Raw genomic sequence first — 15,195 nt, forward strand, 5'->3', positions numbered from 1 at the left:
TCCGCCCGGCGCAACGCGGTACCTTGCCTGCATGACCTCCGCTGACCACGACGATTCCCCCGCGGCGCCCGCGGGGACCCAGGCGATCCGGCGCGCGCTCGGCACGCTGAAGCTGCTCGCGGAGGACGGCGGCGCGCTCTCGGTCAACCGCATCGCCACCCGGCTCGGCCTCTCTCCCGGCACCGCGAACCGGATGGTGCGCGCGCTGCTCGCGGAAGGGCTCGTGGCGCACGATCCGCGCACCGACACCTACTACCTCGGGGCGGGCACCGTGCTGCTCGGCCAGGCCGCACAGCAGGGTTTCGGGCTGGACAAATCGCTGCCGATCCTGGAGGCGCTGAACGCCGAGACCGAGGAATCGGTGAACCTCGCGGTGCGGGAGAAATCCGAGTCGGTGGTCATGCTGCGCGTGCAGTCCACCCTCGCGCTGCGCTTCGAACAGCGCGTCGGGGCCCGGTTCCCGCTCTACAGCACCGCATCCGGCAAGGCCATCCTCGCGCACTCACCGGACGCGGACGCCTATCTGGACGGCCTCCCGGAACGCCTCGAACCGCTCGCGCCGGGAACCGTGGCCAGCCGCGCGGAACTGGCCAGGCAGCTGGCCAAGATCCGGCGCAGCGGCTACAGCACCGACAAGGAGGAGAACGTGGCGGGGGTGCGCTGCGTGGGCGCCCCGGTGCTCGACGCGGACGGCCGCGCCCAGGCCGCGCTGGTGATCCAGGTGCCGACGGTGCGCATGCCCTCGGATCGGGTGCGCGAGCTGGGCGCGCGCGTGGTGACCGCGGCCAAGGAGATCGCCCGGTTCATCCCGCTGGACCGGATCATGTCGCGCTGACCCCGAGCGCCCGCGCGGCGAGGCTGGCCAGGTGCACCGGTTCCCGCTCGCCGAGCTGGCGGATCTGGGTACGGCAGCTGAACCCGTCGGCGTGCACCTCGCTCGTACCGTCCGCGCGCATGGCGGGCAGCAGCTCTTGTTCCGCGCAGGCCACCGACACCTCATAGTGCCCGCGTTCGAAGCCGAAGTTCCCGGCCAGCCCGCAACAGCCGCCCTCGAGGACGGTCACCTGCTCGGTGAGCTGTTCCAGCAGGGCGCGATCGGGTGCCGAACCGAGGTCCGCGTGCTGGTGGCAGTGCACCTGGCTGAGCACGGTGCCCTCGCCCCGTGGCGCGCGCTGCTCGATGGCCGCACCGGTCTGCTCGGCAAAGGTCCTGGTCAATCCGGCGAGCAGGGGAACCCGCTCATCATCGGGCAGTAGCTCGGCCGCGTCGGCGCGCAGCATCGCGGTGCAGCTGGGTTCCAGGCCGACGACCGGAACCCCGGCACGCAGCCACGGCTCCAGCGTGTCCAGGGTGGACCGCAGCCGCCGCCGCGCCGCTTCGAAGCGCCCGGTGCTGTACCAGGTCAGCCCGCAGCACACCGGCCGCTGCGGCAGCACTACCCGGTACCCGAGCTCCTCGAGTACGGCCACCGCGTCCTGGCCGATCTCCGGATCGAAGTGGTTGGTGAAGGTGTCCGGCCACAGCAGCACGGTGTCCCCGCCCGCGCGTGCCGGGCGGCGAGCCCACCACTGCCGCAGGGTCCACCCGGCCAGTGCGGGGATCGCGCGCTCCGGGGCGAGGCCGCCCGCCCGGTTCAGCAGCGGGGCGAACCGGGAGCCGGTCACCGCGTTGACCATCCGGGGCGCGCGGGCGGCCAGGCGCAGCCACTGCGGCAGCGCACCCATCGCGTAGTGGCTCATCGGGCGCGGGCGCCCGCGGTAGCGCCGGTTGAGGTACTCGGCCTTGTAGGCGGCCATGTCCACCCCGACCGGGCAGTCGGTCTTGCAGCCCTTGCAGCCGAGGCACATGTCGAGCGCCGCACCGACCTCGGGTGACCGCCAGCCCTCGGTGATCACCTCGCCGTTCAGCATCTCGAACAGCAGCCGCGCTCGGCCGCGGGTGGAGTTCTGCTCCTGACCGGTCGCCCGGTAGCTCGGGCACATCACCCCACCGGACGGGGCGAGGCATTTCCCCACACCGACACAGCGCCTGCTCGCCGCGGCGAGGTCCCCGCCGTCCGCGTGCAGCGCGAGCTCCGCGCGCGTCGGCAGCGTCGCGGGGGCCACAACGGGGCGCAGGTCCGCGTCCAGCGGGGCCGGGTCCACGATCCGGCCGGGATTCATCCGCGCGTCCGGATCGAAGGCGGCCTTGAACGCGCCGAACGCATCGATGATCCGGGGCGGGTACATCTTGGGCAGCAGCTCCGCGCGCGCCTGCCCGTCGCCGTGCTCCCCGGAAAGCGATCCGCCGTGCGCCACGACCAGATCCGCGGCCGCGGTGAGGAAATCCCGGTACCGGGCCGATCCGTCCGGCTCGGTGAACGGAAAATCGATGCGCACGTGCAGGCAGCCCTCGCCGAAGTGCCCGTAGACGGTGCCCCGCCTGCCGTGTTCGCCCAGCAGTTCGGTGAACGAGCGCAGGTAGGAACCCAGCCGCTCCGGTGGCACCGCGGCGTCCTCCCAGCCCGACCACGCTTCCGCGCCGTCGGCGAGCCGGGTCGCGAGCCCGGCGCCCTCCTCGCGGATCCGCCACAGCCGCCGTTGCCGCGCCGGTTCGGTGACCACCAGCGCCCCGGTACCCGCCCCGGTCATCGCCTTCTCCACCAGCCGCGCCTGTTCGGCCGCCTCGCCCTGGTCCGCGCCGCCGACCTCGACGTAGAGCCAGGCACCGCCCTCGGGCAGTTCCCCGCGCACCCCGGTGCGCTCCTGGAAAGCCCGCACCAGCTGCTCGTCGATGCCCTCCACGGTCAGCACCGGCAGCCCGAGCAGCGCCGGGACGGCGTCCGCGGCGGCGATCGGGTCGGCGAAGCCGAGCACCACGAGCGCCCGGGTCCGCGGTACCCGGACCAGGTCGACGGTGGCGCTGAGCAGTGTGGCGCAGGTGCCCTCGGTCCCCACGAAGGCGCGGGCCAGGTCGAAGCCGTGCTCCGGGAGCAGCGCGTCGAGCCGGTACCCCGAACCACGCCTGGGCAGCTCCGGAAAGGCCGCCCGGATCGCCGCCTGTTCACGTTCCGCGATCCGCCGCAGGTCCCGGTACAACTCGCCGATCCGGTCCTGGCGGGCACACAGCGCGGCGAGCTGTTCGGGTGTGGTGGGCCCCAGTTCGGTCACCGTGCCATCGGGCAGCGCCACCTCGCAGGAGCGCACCGAGTCCGCGGTCATCCCCCATGCCACCGAATGCGAACCGCAGGCGTTGTTACCGATCATCCCGCCGAGCGTGCACCTGCTGTGCGTGGACGGGTCCGGGCCGAAGGTCAGCCCGTGCGCGCCCGCCCGGTCCCGCAACCGGTCCAGCACCAGACCGGGCCGCACCCTGGCCACGGCACGCTCCGGATCGAGCTCGAGGATCTGGTTGAACCGCGGAGTGCAGTCCAGTATCACGGCCGCGTTGCTGGCCTGGCCGCCGATGCTGGTGCCCGCCCCGCGCGGCAGCACGGGAAGACCGTACGCGGCGCACCGTTCCAGGATAGCCAGCACATCCTCCGTGCTCGCCGGTTCGACCACCGCGAGCGGGATGTGCCGGTAGTTCGAGGCATCGGTGGAGTACAGCGCCCGTGCCATGGTGTCGGTGCGCACGGTCCCCTCGAGCACCGCGGCCAGTTCGCCGCCGAACGCCTGAATGTGTTTCGCTGTCGCCACCATTGCCGATCTCCTGACTTTCCGCCCGGCCCTTTACGAACGCCGTCTCACGCCTTACGGTCTATGTCACATAGTGGGTGTGTCTCCCATATAGTGTCAACGATTGGAGCCGTCGACGATGCCGGAAATCCGCACCAACGAAAGCGTTTTCACCTGGGCCGCCCCGCCGCTCAAATTCGGGGCGGGCGCACTGGACGAGATCGGCGCGGAGGTCGCGGCGATGGCCGCGGGCAGCTGCCTGGTGCTCACCGATCCGGCCGTGCAGGAGACCGGAATTCCCGACCAGATCAAGGAAAGCCTGCTGTCGGCCGGGGTCAAGGCCGAGGTGTTCGACCGGGTCGGTGTGGAACCGACCGATGAGAGCATCGCCGAAGCCGTCTCCTATGCACGGGAACGCGAATGGGACTGCTTCGTCGCCGTGGGTGGCGGATCGGCCATCGACACCGCGAAGGCGGTCAACCTGCTCACCACGCATCCCGGGGAACTGCTGGACTTCGTCACTCCGCCGATCGGCGGCGGCAAGGCACCGTGGCTGCCGCTCAAACCGCTGATCGCGGTGCCCACCACGGCGGGAACCGGATCGGAATCCACGACCATCTGCGTGATCGACTTCCTGGGCCTGCACCTCAAGGCCGGGGTGAGCCATGCCAAGCTCCGGCCGAGCCTGGCCGTGGTGGACCCGAGGACCCTGCTCACCCTGCCGCCCGAGGTGACCGCGGCCAGTGGCATGGATGTGCTCTCGCACGCGCTGGAGAGCTACACGGCGGTGCGCTACGACGCGAAGGCCGCGCCCGAGGATCCCATGCGCCGCCCCGCTTTCTGCGGTTCCAACCCGATCAGCGATGTGTGGTGCGAGATGGCGCTGCGGCTCGTCGGCGCCCACCTGCGGGCCGCGGTGTGCAACGGCCGCGATCTGGCCGCGCGCACGAACATGGCGCTGGCCTCCACCTACGCGGGCACCGGTTTCGGCAACGCGGGCACCCATCTGCCGCACGCCAACGCCTACCCGGTCGCCGGGGCGGTGCGCGAATACCACGCCGCCGGGTACCCGCAGATGCCGATGGTGCCGCACGGCCAGGCGGTCTCGGCCACCGCGCCCGCGGTGTTCCGCTGGACCTACCCGGCTGATCCGGAACGCCACCTGCGGGCCGCCGAACTGCTTTCCGGGCGCACCTTCACCAAGACCGACGGTGCCGAGGCACTGCCCGCCGTGCTCACCGAGCTGATGACCGATATCGGGATGCCATCGGGGCTGCGCGCGTTCGGTTACACCGCCGACGACATCGACACCCTCGCCGAGGGCACGCTGAAGCAGACCAGGCAACTGGCGGTGGTGCCCCGGCCGGTGGACCGGCAGGCGCTGACCCGCATCTTCGAGCAGTCACTGTGATTCAGGGAGACCGCGATGACTGCTGTCCCGGACAATGCGACGCAGCGGCAGACACAGCGTCAACTGCGCACGGTGGTCGCCTCGAGCGTGATCGGCACGACGGTCGAGTGGTACGACTTCTTCCTCTACGGCACCGCGGCGGGGATCATCTTCAACCGGTTCTATTTCCCGAGCGGGAACCCGGTGGTCTCCACGGTGCTCTCCTTCGCCACCTTCGCGCTCGGCTTCGTCGCCCGGCCGATCGGCGGGCTGATCTTCGGGCACATCGGTGACAAGCTCGGGCGCAAACGCACCCTGGTGGCGACCATGCTCATCATGGGCGCGGCCACGGTGGCGATCGGCATCGTGCCCACCTACTCCCAGATCGGTCTCGCCGCACCGCTGATTTTGGTGGTGCTGCGGCTGATCCAGGGTGTGGCGATCGGCGGCGAATGGGGCGGCGCCGTGCTGCTCGCCGTGGAATACGCACCCGCCCGGAAACGCGGCTTCTACGGCAGTTTCCCGCAACTGGGACTCGCCACCGGACTGGTACTGGGAACCGGAGTGTTCGCCCTGCTCAACGCGGCGATGCCCGGGGACGCTTTCCTGTCCTGGGGCTGGCGGCTCGCGTTCGGGCTCTCCGCGCTGCTGGTGCTGATCGGCCTGTTCATCCGGCTGCGCGTGGTGGAGACCCCGGCGTTCCGCACCATGGAGAGCAACCAGGCGAAGGCCACCATCCCGGCGATGGACCTGCTGCGTGACCGCGCCAGTCGGCGGAACCTGTTGCTGGGCATGGGAAGCAGGCTGCACGAGGGTGTCTCGTTCAACACCTGGGCGGTGTTCGCCATCTCCTATGGCACCGGCACCATCGGCATGGATCGCCAGCCACTGCTGCTCGCGGTGCTCGCCGCCGCCGCGGTGATGGCGATCTGCATCCCGCTGTTCGGCAGCGCATCCGACCGGTACGGGCGCAAACGGGTGTTCGGGCTCGGTCTCGTGCTGACCGGAATCGGGGCTTTCCCCGCCTTCGTACTGCTCAATCAGGCGAACACGGTCGCGGCGATCCTCGCACTGATCGGGGTGCTCGGCATCTGTTATCCGCTGGTGTACGGGCCACAGGCGGCTTTCTACGCCGAACTGTTCCCCACTTCGGTCCGGTGCACCGGGATCTCGCTGGTGTACCAGCTCTCCGGAATCGTGGCCTCCGGCCTCACCCCGCTGCTGCTGGCCTATCTGGTCAGTCTCGGCGGTGGTGGCTACGGCTTCGTGCTGACCTATCTGCTGGTCACCATGGTGCTCAGCCTGGTGTCCACGGTGCTCATCCGCAGGGCCGATCCCGCGGAGCAGACCGAAGCAGACCGCGCCGGGCAGTTGCGGAGCACGCCGGCGAACGGTTGATCCGGACGCCCGTTCCGGGGCGCACGGTAGGCTGCTGCCATCAGGCAAGGAGGAGGCCAGCAGCATGAGCACCCCGGAAGCGGGCGGCCGGGTGGCCGGTACCCAGACCGTGGCCCGCGCGTTCGCCGTGTTGCGGTTGTTCCGCGATCACCGAGGCGATCTCGGTGTCGGGGCCGTGGCACGGGAACTCGGGCTCAACCTCAGCACGACCCACCGCATCGTGCGGGCGCTCGTGGCCGAGGGGTACCTCGCGCAGAACGAGGACAACGAGCACTACTACCTCGGCGCGGGCGCGCTGCTGCTCGGCCAGGCCGCCCAGCACAACTTCGGCCTCGACGTGGTGTACCCGGTACTGCAGCGGCTCGCCGAGCAGACCGGTGAATCGGTGAACCTCGGCGTGCTCTCCGGGAGCACCGAGGTCGTGGTCGTGGAGCGGGTCGAATCCGCGCAGCCGCTGCGGTTCACCCAGCCGCCGGGCACCCGCATCGCACTGCACGCCTCCTCCATGGGCAAGGCGCTGCTGGCCAACAACTCCGATGCCGAGCACCAGACCTTGCACGGCACACCACGGCTCACCAAGGTCACCGAGAAGACATACGCCACCGCGAAGGCCCTGCGCGCCGAACTGGACACCATCCGGGCGCGCGGCTGGAGCACCGACGACGAGGAGTCCGTGCTCGGGGTGCGCTGTGCGGGTGCCCCGATCCTGGACAGCGCGGGCCGGGCGCGCGCCGCGGTCGCCGTGCAGGCCCCCGCGGTGCGGGTACCGGACGAGCGGTTCGCCGAACTCGGCCCGCTCGTCGCCGCCGCCGCGAAGGAGATCGCGACGCTGCTGCCGCCCGGGCACAGTTTCTAGCCGCTACCCCGTGCCCTCATTGATCCATCTGCCGTTGATCAGGAATCCGTGCGGTGTTTGCAGTTCACCGGTTTGCCGGGAGCGGGCGCGGTGGCCTTGGCGAGTTCCTTCGTGCCATCCAGCAGGATCCGGCAGCTCAGCAGTGCCTGCCCCGTCGGGGTGGCGGTCACCTTGGCGTCCTTTCCGGCACTGACGATGGCGTTCGGCTCCTTCCACGGCAGCCCGACCGGGCCGGTCACCGTGAAGTCCGAAACCTTGTCCTGATACCGATCGGGCGAGGCGGAATAGCCCACCGCCGAAAGGGTTCCGCCGTCCGGTGCGGTGACCTCGTAGCTGATCGCCCAGGATTTCCCCGTGGGATTCGAACAAGCCGAAACGGTCCCGATGACGGCCACCGTGACGGCGGCGCAGCACAGGATCCTTGCCTTCATACGATCGTCTCCTCGATTCCGGTTCGCACCGGATCGTAGAGACTTCCGGTGACCCGTGCGGAATCGCCGGTCCGCACGGGCAAGGCGAGCACTCGAATCGGTGACAACCCGCATGACGTCTGGCGGCCGCCCGGGTTGCTCCCCGGTGGTTCATGACATTCCGGGCCCACCCTCGGGGGCGGCCACGCATCTGTGGTTGTGAGAAACCGGCAAGACCTGATGCATGGAAAGTGAGGGGTTGACATGACCAGCACCACCGCCTTCGCCCGCCGCGCGATCGCCGCCACCAGCCTGACCGCCGCCGCGGTGCTGAGCCCGTTCGCCGTCGACGCGGTGGCAGCGACCGCCCCCGGACACGCCGACTCGCCTGCGCCCTCGTCCTGCCGTCCGGCGAACTACCAGGCGAGCATCAAGACCGACCACCCCAGCGCGGGCCAGCGGCACTACCGGGTCACGCTGACCGCCGCTCCCGGCTACGCCCCCTGCACCTTGCAGGGTTCCCCGCAGGACCTGATCTTCTCCCAGGGCGCCGGTCCCGCGGGGGTCAGCGCCACCACCTATGGCGACCCGCGGGCCCCCGTGACCTTCGGCCCGGGCAAACCGGTGCACTTCGACATCAGCACCCCCGACACTCCCGGCGGTGCGCCCGTGGACGGGGTCAGCTTCACCCTCGGCGCGCCCGGTGGCGCGATCCCGAGCACCGGCGCGGCCCAGGGCGGTATGGAGGTGGACAAGGGCACCCAGGTGGGTCCGATCGAGGCGGGCGCCTGAGGATTCGCCCGAACACGTCCGGCCGGGATATTTACCGGAGGACCGGTGCTCGCTACCGTCGCTGCACATGACCCCTCCCGAGCTGGCCGAGCGGTATGCAAGGGCCGAAGCACTGTTACCGCACAATCTGGACAAACTGGTCCGGACACCGCGGGTGCGGCCGAACTGGATTCAGCACACCGAGACCTTCTGGTACCGGAACAAGACGCCCGAGGGCAGCGAATTCGTCTTCGTGGACGCGGCAGCGGGACAGCGGCGGCCCGCGTTCGACCATGCCCGGCTCGCCGAAGCGCTCGGCGAACTCACCGGTGAACCGGCCGATCCGTCGGCGCTGCCGTTCGCCGCGATCGAATTCCACGAGGGCGCGGTGCGGTTCGTGCTCGGGGGACAACGCATCGAAGTATCGCTGGACACCTACGCGGCCACCGTGCACGGCCCGGCACGTGGCGGTGAAACCCTGTCCCCCGACGGCCGCTGGGCGGTGGGATTCCGCGGCTATGATCTCTGCATCCGGGACACCGCAACCGATGCGGAACGGTTGCTCACCACCGACGGCGTGCAGGCGTACACCTACGCGAGCATGCCGGAGGCCGGTGGTTTCCTGGTGATGCAGGAGAATCTCGGATTCAGCATGCCACCGCTGATCGCGTGGTCCCCGGACTCGAAACGGTTCGTCACCCACCGGCTCGATCAGCGCGAGCTGGACCTGATGCACCTCGTGCGTTCCACTCCGTTCGACGGCGGACGGCCGAAGCCGATGAGTTACCGCTACGCGATGCTCGGCGATGCCACGGTCAGCATGGCGGAGTACTTCGTGTTCGAAGCCGAGACCGGTGCCGTGACGCGGGCGGACTGCGAACCGTTCCCGATGCCGTTCCTGTCCACGATCCTGCGCGGCCACCTCTGGTGGAACGAGGCGGGGACGAGAATCCATTGGCTGGCCGGAGACCGCACCGAGCGGACGGCGCGACTGTACGAGTGCGAACCGGAAACCGGTGCGGTCGCCGAACTGCTCGAGGAATCCAGCGACACCACCGTCCAGCACGGCCCCGATTTCCTCGGCCGCACCGTGCACGTACTCGCCTCCGGGGAGGTGCTGTGGTGGTCCGAGCGCAGCGGCTGGGGGCACCTTTATCTGCACCGGAAAGACGGCACGGTCAGCGCGGTCACCTCCGGCGACTGGCTGGTGCGCAAGATCGTCGGCGTGCACGAGGAGCGCCGCCGGGTGCTGTTCACCGCCTCCGGACGGGAGCCGGGAACCGATGTGTATCTGCAGGAGCTGTACTCGGTTTCGCTCGACGGCGGCCAGATCACCGCGCTCACCGCCGACGGTCTGGACCACGACACGCACCCCAGCCGGTCGGGCCGGTTCTTCGTGGATGTCATGTCCCGCTTCGATATCCCCGCCGTCTCGGTGCTCCGCGACGCGAGCGGAGCGATCGTGCGCGAACTCGAACCGGCGGACGCCTCGGCGCTCTATGCCGCCGGTTTCACGCCCGCCGAACGCGTAGTGGTGAAAGCGGCGGACGGGGTCACCGACATCTACTGCGCGCTGTACAAACCCTTCGACTTCGACCCGGGGAGGAAGTACCCGGTCCTCGACGAGATCTACCCCGGCCCACAGGCATGCAGCGCCCCGCTGCGCTTCCCGCTCTCCGGCGGTGTCCTGACCGTGGCCCAGTCCGGAACCGTCTTCGCCGCGCTCGGGTTCGCCGTCGTCGCGATCGACGGCCGGGGAACTCCGTTGCGGCACAAGGCTTTTCAGGACCACGCACGGCTGGCCGGTGATGACGAGTACATCGAGGACCACGTCGCGGCCATCAGGCAGCTCGCGGAAACCCGGCCGTGGCTGGACCTCGACCGGGTCGGTATCTTCGGCCATTCCGGTGGCGGCTACGCCTCGACGAGGGCGATCCTGCAGGAACCGGACTTCTATCGGGTCGCGGTGTCCTCGGCGGGCGATCACGACGATCGGATCTACCACGCCATGTGGGGCGAGAAATACTACGGACCGGCGGACGAGTTCGACTTCGCAGCGCACGCCAACGTCTCGCTCGCCGGCAACCTCGAGGGGAAGCTCCTCCTGATACACGGCGAGATGGACGACAACGTCACCCCGCATCTGACGATGCGCCTGGCGGACGCGCTGATGACCGCGAACAAGGACTTCGACCTGCTCATCGTCCCGAACGCCGATCACAGCATGCTGGTGCACGCGGCCTACTGGATGCGGCGCCGCTGGGATTACTTCGTCCGGCACCTGATGGGCGCCACTCCACCGGACTACCGCATCGCCGACATCCCGCTCGATCCCGAACGGCTCGGCGAGCTCCTGGGTGGCTGATTTCCGGCGTACCGGAGCAACCTCACGGCCGGGCAGACGTCCTTGCTATCAGGTGAACGGACGAGAGGGGATCCAGAATCATGTCGAGGCGTCTTCGAGCCTTCGCGGTATTGTCGTCGATTCCGCTGCTGGGTGCCCTCGCCGCCACCGCCCCGGCGGCCGCGGTCATCGGCGGATCGGTCAGCACCCACGGACCGTGGGCGGTGCGCATGCTGGTGGACGGCAAACCGGAATGCACCGGAACCGCGATCAGCAAGGAATGGATCATCAGCGCATCCCACTGCTTCTTCGAACACGCGGAGCCGATCGCCGATTCGCGCATCGAATTCCGGGTCGGCAGCCTGGACCAGCGCACCGGGAAACCGGTGCATCCGGTCAAGAACAGCCGCAACGGCTCGAACGTCGCCGACCTGATGCTGATCAAGGTGCCCTCGATGCCGGTCAGTCCCGCGAAGCTCCCCGCCTCCGGCCCGGTCGAACCGGGTCAGGCGGTACGGCAACTGGGCTGGGGCGCCACCTGCACCGGGGACGAGAACAGCTGTCAGTCCGATGTGCTCCGGCAGTCCGAGTTGCGCGTCCTGCCCGCCACGGACAAGCGCTGCCAAGGGTTCGCGATCCCGAACGGACCGGACTTCTGCTCGGTGTCCGTTTCCGGCGTTCCCGCGGGCGGTGATTCCGGCGGGCCGGTGATGTCGACGGGTCCCGGGCGGGCCGACACCCTTCTCGGGGTGTTCAACAGCTCGGACCGCGCCAGCATCGCCGGAACCGGTGATGTGTCCCGGCAGCTGAACTGGATCCGGGACACGATCCGGCACTGACTCGGCGTTCATTGCACGATGACGCCAGCTGCTGCGCGACGGGGCCTCCGGCAACGAACTCTCAGGGCGCGGCGAGCACCGCGCGCAGTGCGGACTCGAGCAGATCGAGGCCGGTGTGCAGCTCGCTCTCCTCGATCGTCAGCGGCGGGGCGATCCGGAAGATCCCGCCCATGCCGGGCAATTGCACGATGTTCATGTGCAGCCCACGCTCGAGGCAGGCGGCGGTCACCTGCTGGCCGAGCCGGTCGGCCGGAGCCCTGCTCGACTTGTCCGTCACCAGTTCGATGCCCTGCAAGAGGCCACGGCCGCGCACATCGCCGACCACCTCGTAGCGGTCCCGAAGCTCGAGCAGTCGCTCGGTCAGCTGTTTACCGAGCGACTGCGCACGGCTCACCAGGGCGTCCCGCTCCAGCACGGTCAGCACGGTCAGCGCGACCGAGGCCGGGAGCGGATCCGAGACATGCGTGGTGAAGAACAGGAATCCCCGGTCGTAGCAGGTCTGCTCGATCCGTTCGGAGGTCAGCACCGCCGCCACGGGCAACCCGGCGCCGAGCGTCTTGGACAGGGTGAGCAGGTCCGGGACGACACCGTCGCGCTCGAACGCGTACATGGTCCCGGTGCGTCCCAAACCGGTCTGCGCCTCGTCGAGGATCAGCAGCATCCCGCGCTCGGTGCAGTACTCGCGCAGCCGGGCGAGATATCCCTCGGGCAGTTCGATGATGCCGCCGGAGGACAGGATCGGCTCCACGAGGCAGGCCGCGAGGTTGCCCGAGGACTGCTGATCGATGAGCCCGAACCCGTACTCGAGCTCGGCTTCCCAGTCATAGGAGCCGTCCGCCGCACGGAACGGGGAACGATAGGCATTGGGCGTGGGCAGTGTCAGGTTTCCCGGCGTCGCCGGACCATAACCGCGCCGTCCCGCGGAAAACGTGGCGCCCGCCGCCCCGGAGGTCATTCCGTGCCAGGACCGGTCGAAGGCGACGACCTCGTAGTTGCCGGTGTACAGCTTCGCCATCTTGATGGCCGCCTCGTTGGCCTCGGCCCCGGTGCTGAGCAACAACATCCGGCTCAACGGGGTGGGCAGCGTCTCGGCGAGCCGTCGCGCCAGCTCGACCACGGGCCTGCTCAGCATTCCGGAGTACAGATGATCCAGGCTCGCCGCGCTCTCGGCGACCGTCCGGGCCACATCCGGATGCGAGTGCCCGAGCAGGGCACTCATCTGCCCGGAGGTGAAGTCCAGGATCGCGGTCCCGTCGGCGGCGTAGACATACGAACCCGCTGCCCGCTCGATGATGCGCGGGGTGAAACCGCCGCCATACCGGACAAGGTGGTTCGCGGCGTGCCGCCAGAATTCCTGTTCGTCCAATTCGTGCTCCCATCCGGCCGCTCGGGGAAAACCGCCCCGGCGAGCCTAGTTCGCCGGGGACCGGAAACGACAGCCGCCGGGGCCGATCAGGACGTGCCGAGCTCGTGCAGCTCCGCGTCCAGCAGCAGTTCCGGATCGAACTCCATCCCGGTGAAGTGGCCGGCGAGTTCGAGCGAGAGCACGCCGTGCAGGCGGGTCCAGAAGGACACGGCGTGCCGCAGGACCGCGCCCGGCACCGGGGAACCATCCGTCCGGGTGCGACGGTTCGCGAACCGGTCGTCGAACGGCGTCGCCGGTTTCCCGGTCACCGGCGCCTCGGATGCCGCCAGCAGCACCACCATGACCTCGTCCGCGATCGCGGTGATGTCCTCAGGCGCGTGGTACCCGGGCACGGGGGTGCCGTAGATGAGGAAGTACCGCTGCGGATCGGCACGGGCCCAGTCCCGGATCGCATGCGCCAGACCCGCGAGGTCCGCGCCCGCGTCGAAGGCCGCGCGCACGGTGTCGGCGAAGCCGCGATAGGCGTCCCGGATGAGCGCGGTGATCAACTCGTCGCGATTGGCAAAGTACCGGTACAGCGCGGGACCGCTCATGCCCAGCTGCTTGGCGATCGCGTTGAGCGAGAGCGCGGGCACGCCCTGCGTGGCGATCTGTTCCCAGGCGTGCTGCTTGATCTCCGCGCGCACCTGTGCCCGGTAGCGATCCCGCGGGCTGCGCCGCTGCGCCTCGGTCATCGGCGCTCCTTCCCTGGTCGAGCCCGAGATCCGGTTAGAAGCTATCACCTTCCTTATCGATGATCACACCTGTTGGCAGACCGCGCACCCACCGGTGCTAACCTCGCGGTTGTCCCACAGCTTCGCGGAAATGAGCATGATGGCGCCCTCAGCAGGAACTTCGCAGACCGGTACGGCAACGGTCGGGGCCGCCGAGGTGGAGCGGGCACGCGCGCGCCTCGACGGGGTGCTGTCGCGCACTCCGTTGATCCGCAATGAGCGGCTCTCCGCGGCCACCGGCGGCGAGGTCTGGCTCAAGCGCGAGGATCTGCAGTCGGTGCGGTCCTACAAGATCCGCGGCGCCTACAACCTGATCGCCCAGCTGGGCCCGGAGGCCGCGGCGGTGGGCGTGGTGTGCGCGAGCGCCGGAAACCACGCCCAGGGTGTCGCCTTCGCCTGCGCCAGCCTCGGCATCCGCGGCCGGGTGTACCTGCCGCGCACCACCCCGAGGCAGAAGCGGGTGCGCATCGCGGCCATCGGCGGGAAGTGGATCGAGGTGATCGTCCAGGGCGATGCCTACGACGACGCCCAGTCCGCCGCGTTCGCCCACGCCGAGAAGACCGGCGCCACCGTGGTGCCCGCCTTCGACGATCCGCGCACCATCGCCGGCCAGGGCACCGTCGCCGGGGAGATCCTCGAACAGCTCGGCCGGGTGCCGGACCGGATCCTGGTCCCGGTCGGCGGTGGCGGGCTGCTCGCCGGAATGTCGGCCTGGCTCACCGAACATCACCCCGGGGTCGGCCTGCTCGGCGTGGAACCGGCCGGGGCCGCGAGCATGACTGCCGCGCTCGACGCCGGTGCACCGGTCGCACTGGAGACCGTCGATCCTTTCGTCGACGGGGCCGCGGTGCGCAAGGTCGGCGCGCACACCTTCCCGATCGTGCGGGACAGTGGCGCCGGGATCACCCGGGTCGAAGCGGGCGCCGTCTGCGTGGAGATGCTCGACCTCTATCAGACCGACGGCATCATCGCCGAACCCGCGGGCGCGCTGGCCAGCACCGCGGCCACCCTGGTTCCCGCCGAACCGGGAGCGGTCACGGTGTGCGTGCTCTCCGGCGGGAACAACGACGTCAGCCGGTACAGCGAGATCCTCGAACGCTCACTCGTGCACGAGGGGCTCAAGCACTACTTCCTCGTAGAATTCCCGCAGGAACCGGGCATGCTACGGCTGTTCGTGGACCGGGTGCTCGGGCCGGACGACGACATCACGCTGTTCGAGTACATCAAGCGCAACAACCGGGAGACCGGCCCCGCACTGGTCGGCATCGAACTCGGCAGCCGCGAGGACCTGCCCGCGCTGCAGTCCAGGATGGACGAGAGCCCGATGCGCATTCAGCGGGTGGACCCGGAATCCGGCCTGTTCCGGTTCCTGCTCTGAGGGGTTCTGCTCTG

The 15,195-nt window shown here is 69.6% G+C and carries 12 protein-coding genes; 8 read left to right on the forward strand and 4 right to left on the reverse strand.

The genetic code is table 11. The features are described 5' to 3' along the window. Window positions 1–31 precede the first annotated feature (31 nt). On the forward strand, window positions 32–835 hold the full coding sequence (locus tag A37U_RS0101355) for an IclR family transcriptional regulator (RefSeq protein WP_020494803.1): 804 nt from the start codon (window positions 32–34) through the stop codon (window positions 833–835). On the opposite strand, the gene A37U_RS0101360 is transcribed toward A37U_RS0101355, so the two are convergent. Then, window positions 822–3,680: an FAD-binding and (Fe-S)-binding domain-containing protein gene (locus A37U_RS0101360; RefSeq protein WP_020494804.1), complete on the reverse strand. Its 2,859-nt coding sequence runs from the start codon at window positions 3,678–3,680 to the stop codon at window positions 822–824. The two genes, A37U_RS0101355 and A37U_RS0101360, sit on opposite strands and share 14 nt — an antisense overlap. Window positions 3,681–3,795: 115 nt before the next feature. On the opposite strand from A37U_RS0101360, the gene A37U_RS0101365 reads away from it, so the two are divergent. The 3 genes from A37U_RS0101365 (at window position 3,796) to A37U_RS0101375 (ending at window position 7,300) form a co-directional block, all read left to right on the forward strand. Beyond that, window positions 3,796–5,067: a hydroxyacid-oxoacid transhydrogenase gene (locus A37U_RS0101365; protein WP_020494805.1), complete on the forward strand. Its 1,272-nt coding sequence runs from the start codon at window positions 3,796–3,798 to the stop codon at window positions 5,065–5,067. A 15-nt stretch (window positions 5,068–5,082) separates the two neighbouring features. Further along, window positions 5,083–6,444 carry an MFS transporter gene (locus A37U_RS41920; protein ID WP_020494806.1) on the forward strand — a complete coding sequence of 454 codons (1,362 nt, stop codon included), beginning with the start codon at window positions 5,083–5,085 and terminating at the stop codon, window positions 6,442–6,444. 64 nt (window positions 6,445–6,508) lie between these two features. Beyond that, window positions 6,509–7,300: an IclR family transcriptional regulator gene (locus tag A37U_RS0101375; protein ID WP_020494807.1), complete on the forward strand. Its 792-nt coding sequence runs from the start codon at window positions 6,509–6,511 to the stop codon at window positions 7,298–7,300. Window positions 7,301–7,338: 38 nt separating this feature from the next. On the opposite strand, the gene A37U_RS0101380 is transcribed toward A37U_RS0101375, so the two are convergent. Beyond that, the gene (locus tag A37U_RS0101380; RefSeq protein ID WP_020494808.1) at window positions 7,339–7,731 is read right to left on the reverse strand and encodes a hypothetical protein; all 393 of its coding nucleotides are present in this window, start codon (window positions 7,729–7,731) and stop codon (window positions 7,339–7,341) included. A gap of 243 nt (window positions 7,732–7,974) precedes the next feature. On the opposite strand from A37U_RS0101380, the gene A37U_RS0101390 reads away from it, so the two are divergent. From A37U_RS0101390 to A37U_RS0101400, 3 genes are all read left to right on the forward strand, one after another. Then, window positions 7,975–8,502 (forward strand): DUF4232 domain-containing protein, encoded by a 528-nt coding sequence (locus A37U_RS0101390; protein WP_020494810.1) that lies wholly within the window; start codon window positions 7,975–7,977, stop codon window positions 8,500–8,502. Window positions 8,503–8,569: 67 nt separating this feature from the next. Further along, window positions 8,570–10,846, forward strand: a complete 2,277-nt coding sequence (locus tag A37U_RS0101395; RefSeq protein WP_020494811.1) for a S9 family peptidase — start codon at window positions 8,570–8,572, stop codon at window positions 10,844–10,846. An 80-nt stretch (window positions 10,847–10,926) separates the two neighbouring features. Continuing rightward, complete coding sequence (locus tag A37U_RS0101400; protein WP_026196772.1) at window positions 10,927–11,664, forward strand: S1 family peptidase; 738 nt, start codon at window positions 10,927–10,929, stop codon at window positions 11,662–11,664. 61 nt (window positions 11,665–11,725) lie between these two features. Here the strand turns inward: A37U_RS0101400 and A37U_RS0101405 are convergent, their stop codons facing one another. Both A37U_RS0101405 and A37U_RS0101410 read right to left on the reverse strand, forming a co-directional pair. After that, complete coding sequence (locus A37U_RS0101405; protein ID WP_020494813.1) at window positions 11,726–13,030, reverse strand: aspartate aminotransferase family protein; 1,305 nt, start codon at window positions 13,028–13,030, stop codon at window positions 11,726–11,728. 86 nt (window positions 13,031–13,116) lie between these two features. Then, the gene (locus tag A37U_RS0101410) at window positions 13,117–13,764 is read right to left on the reverse strand and encodes a TetR/AcrR family transcriptional regulator (RefSeq protein ID WP_020494814.1); all 648 of its coding nucleotides are present in this window, start codon (window positions 13,762–13,764) and stop codon (window positions 13,117–13,119) included. 136 nt (window positions 13,765–13,900) lie between these two features. On the opposite strand from A37U_RS0101410, the gene ilvA reads away from it, so the two are divergent. Beyond that, window positions 13,901–15,181, forward strand: coding sequence for a threonine ammonia-lyase IlvA (gene ilvA, locus A37U_RS0101415; protein WP_020494815.1), 1,281 nt, complete (start codon window positions 13,901–13,903; stop codon window positions 15,179–15,181). Window positions 15,182–15,195 lie beyond the last annotated feature (14 nt).

Source organism: Sciscionella marina DSM 45152 (assembly GCF_000379465.1).
Taxonomy (GTDB): Bacteria; Actinomycetota; Actinomycetes; order Mycobacteriales; family Pseudonocardiaceae; genus Sciscionella; species Sciscionella marina.